Below are 2,870 nucleotides of genomic sequence, written 5' to 3' on the forward strand. Positions count from 1 at the left end.
AGTCCGGGCAGAAAACTGTTCGGACTTTTCTCATGTAGTCCAAAGTTGCGGTAGAATTGTTCACGAGTTTTATGGTACAATTTATGCGAATAAAGAAAACGGAAAATTAGAATCTAACAAGAGAATGTGGTTGTATGAAAAAATCCATATTAGTATTTTGGGCAATCGTGTGTCTGTTACCTATTCAAAGGAGGTTTAAGAATTTCAAATGAAACATATAAGAAATATATTGCTGTTGATTACGATTATTTTTGCTTTTGTTATGCAAGCTGAAGTATATCAAAATATGCTCTGGAACTTTAATGGTGCTTATTATTTATCGTCCAGATACACAACTACTAATGACGATATGGATTCATTTTTAGCCAATGCAGAAGATACAGCTGAGAAGCATGGTGTTCATATTTTTTCGACTTTTAATCAGAGAGTTTCTAATTATCAGACAAGACTTTATATTTATGGTGATGATACCGTTGTTCGGGATAGTCTTAAAAGCACAATGGATATTGAGGAAAAAACATATACGGCTTTGATAGGTGGAATCACCGTAATAGAATTTGAAGATTTTAGAGAAGCAAAAAACACAGGCAATGGACAGGAAATAATGGTCAGCTATATCGGTGATGATGATGACATTATTGCCACATATCAAGATTTGGCAAAAGAATATTCTATATCGCAGCCAGAGTTTTGGCAATCAACCGAAACTGATATGATGTTCATTGTTTGGGGCCTGGTTGCCATATTGATGATTGTACTTAATATGATTGAGGTGATACGCAGGCAAAAGGAAGTAGTTGTACGAGCTTCTCTGGGCGAAAATGCTGCTGTGATTGCTCTAAAAGCTGTAGTGGCTGATATGATTTCATATGCTGCATTATTCGTCTTAGCAAAGTTGCTTGTTTCTCAATTTATATCGGGAGCGTATGAAGATCATCTCATTTTGGCAGTGTATTGTGCCGGAGCAGTTCTTTCCGTAATTCCTTATGCTGCTTTTGTCCGCTTTGATGTAAAAAAAGCCTTTGCCAATGCTTCAGATAAAAAAGGTATGTTTTATCTTCTGAACGGTCTTAAAGTATTTGCTACTGCTATGACAATTTTTACAATAACTACAAATCTCAGTAGCATTCAAGGTAATTTACTTACAAACACTACTCTTTTAGAAAATCATTATAATGATTATTATTTTGGAGTTATGCAGATTGAACCTCCTTTTGAAGAAAATGAGGAGGAATCCAAAGAGAGCAAATTTTGGAATGACCTTTACGAAAATGAATACAACACGATAAATCCGGTGGTCTGCATAGGCAGCCGGATAAGCGATACGGATAATTATATTTTTGTAAATCATAATGCCAGAGATATGCTACAAGGGTTTTCTGATATGCTTACTGAAGATGATGAAAAAGAGGATATCGTGGTCTTCGTGCCAAAGGGAAGAAATGCGGAATCATACAAAGATATCGCAAAAGAGGAAATTGGCTCTCTTACCCAAAATGCAGAAGAACTGCGTGTTGTTTATAAAGAATATTCTGGCAGAGAACAATTTTATTATCTCAATTCGAACAGAGAAGAGGCTATTGACGGATTGTCAAGAGTAACAAATCCGATTGTGATTTATCAGGCAAATGAGGCTGTTGCTTTAAATGGAAGTTATATCGAAACAGGAACATATAATGGTGAGGTAATCTACGGATGCGATGAAAGCACAATTCGCAGTGTTGCGAAAAAATATTCAGAACAGCTTGGTTCACACTATTTTATGCTGACGAATGTCGGAGAGGATTACATTTATAGTCATAGTTTCCTCGTGAAACTGATTGGCTTTATAAGCTCTCTTTGCGTATTAGTATTGCTGTTAGATATCGCTATCATCATATCTGAAGTGAAAATGGAATTTAGACTTAATGCGATGGAAATCTCCCTCAAAAAGGTTTTGGGCTATCGCTTTTATGAAAGGCACAAAAGATTTATTTCCGTTAATCTCTTAGAAAATATAGCCGTTGTGATATTGATTTGCATTGTTTCAATTTTTATATCTAACGCAAGTGTCGGGATTGCTTTACTGATTGGAGCGTTGCTCACCATTATTGAAATGGCAATCATTTTCACAAATATTATGTGGGTTGAAAAAACAAATATCTCAAAGTCATTGAAGGGAGGATGTTTATGATTATAATTCGTGGCTTAAATAAAGCATTTGGAGAGAAAATAATTTTCTCTAACTTTAATTTAGAAATTCCGGATGGAAGTTTTGTAGTAATCAGCGGCGATAGCGGCAGTGGAAAAAGCACTTTACTCAATATGATTGGTGGTATCGAAAAACCGGATAGCGGCAGTATCATAATCGAAGGGCTGAATATTACCCGGCTTAAAAATAAAAACAGTTTTTTTGCGGATACAGTGGGGTTTCTTTTTCAGAATTTTGCACTGCTTGAAAATAAGACAGTTAAAGAAAATTTAAGTTTGATTAAAAAATCAAGCCGAACTAAAGTATCACTTAAAGAAGCTCTTAATCGTGTGGGGTTATCAAAGGAAGTTAACAAAAAAGTTTATCAGCTTTCCGGTGGTGAACAACAGAGAGTTGCTTTAGCTCGTCTTATGATGAAAAAATGTTCTGTTGTTTTGGCAGATGAACCTACTGGCTCACTTGACAAGAAAAATAGAGATATTGTTATGAGGTTATTGCACGAACTCAATGAAGAAGGTAAAACGGTTATCATTGTTACCCACGATCAGGGTATTATTGAAGATGAACCTTATGTTGTGAAAATCTGAGAGTACCTCTTAGAAATGTCTTGATCTACATTTTATATAATTTGGGTCAGAAGAAAATCCCTTTAGGAACTAAAGGGCGCACTTCTATACTC

General features: G+C 35.4%; 3 protein-coding genes. All 3 read left to right on the top strand.

Translation table 11 applies throughout. The annotated features are described in order from the left end of the window. A partial coding sequence (locus HMPREF1546_RS19370) for a hypothetical protein (RefSeq protein WP_083490935.1) occupies window positions 1-199 on the top strand: 199 nt, incomplete at its 5' end. Window positions 200-208: 9 nt separating this feature from the next. Then, on the top strand, window positions 209-2,173 hold the full coding sequence (locus HMPREF1546_RS01270; protein WP_004845300.1) for a bacteriocin-associated integral membrane family protein: 1,965 nt from the start codon (window positions 209-211) through the stop codon (window positions 2,171-2,173). After that, window positions 2,170-2,778, top strand: a complete 609-nt coding sequence (locus tag HMPREF1546_RS01275; protein ID WP_002593328.1) for an ATP-binding cassette domain-containing protein — start codon at window positions 2,170-2,172, stop codon at window positions 2,776-2,778. The genes HMPREF1546_RS01270 and HMPREF1546_RS01275 overlap by 4 nt, the downstream gene beginning before the upstream one ends. Window positions 2,779-2,870: the final 92 nt, after the last annotated feature.

The sequence above is a fragment of the Oscillibacter sp. KLE 1745 genome, assembly GCF_000469445.2.
In the GTDB taxonomy this organism is placed as follows: Bacteria; Bacillota; Clostridia; order Oscillospirales; family Oscillospiraceae; genus Oscillibacter; species Oscillibacter welbionis.

Coding starts and splice junctions, on each gene's coding strand:
- HMPREF1546_RS01270 (WP_004845300.1), top strand. CDS start 209: ATGAAACATATAAGAAATATATTGCTGTTGATTACGATTATTTTTGCT.
- HMPREF1546_RS01275 (WP_002593328.1), top strand. CDS start 2,170: ATGATTATAATTCGTGGCTTAAATAAAGCATTTGGAGAGAAAATAATT.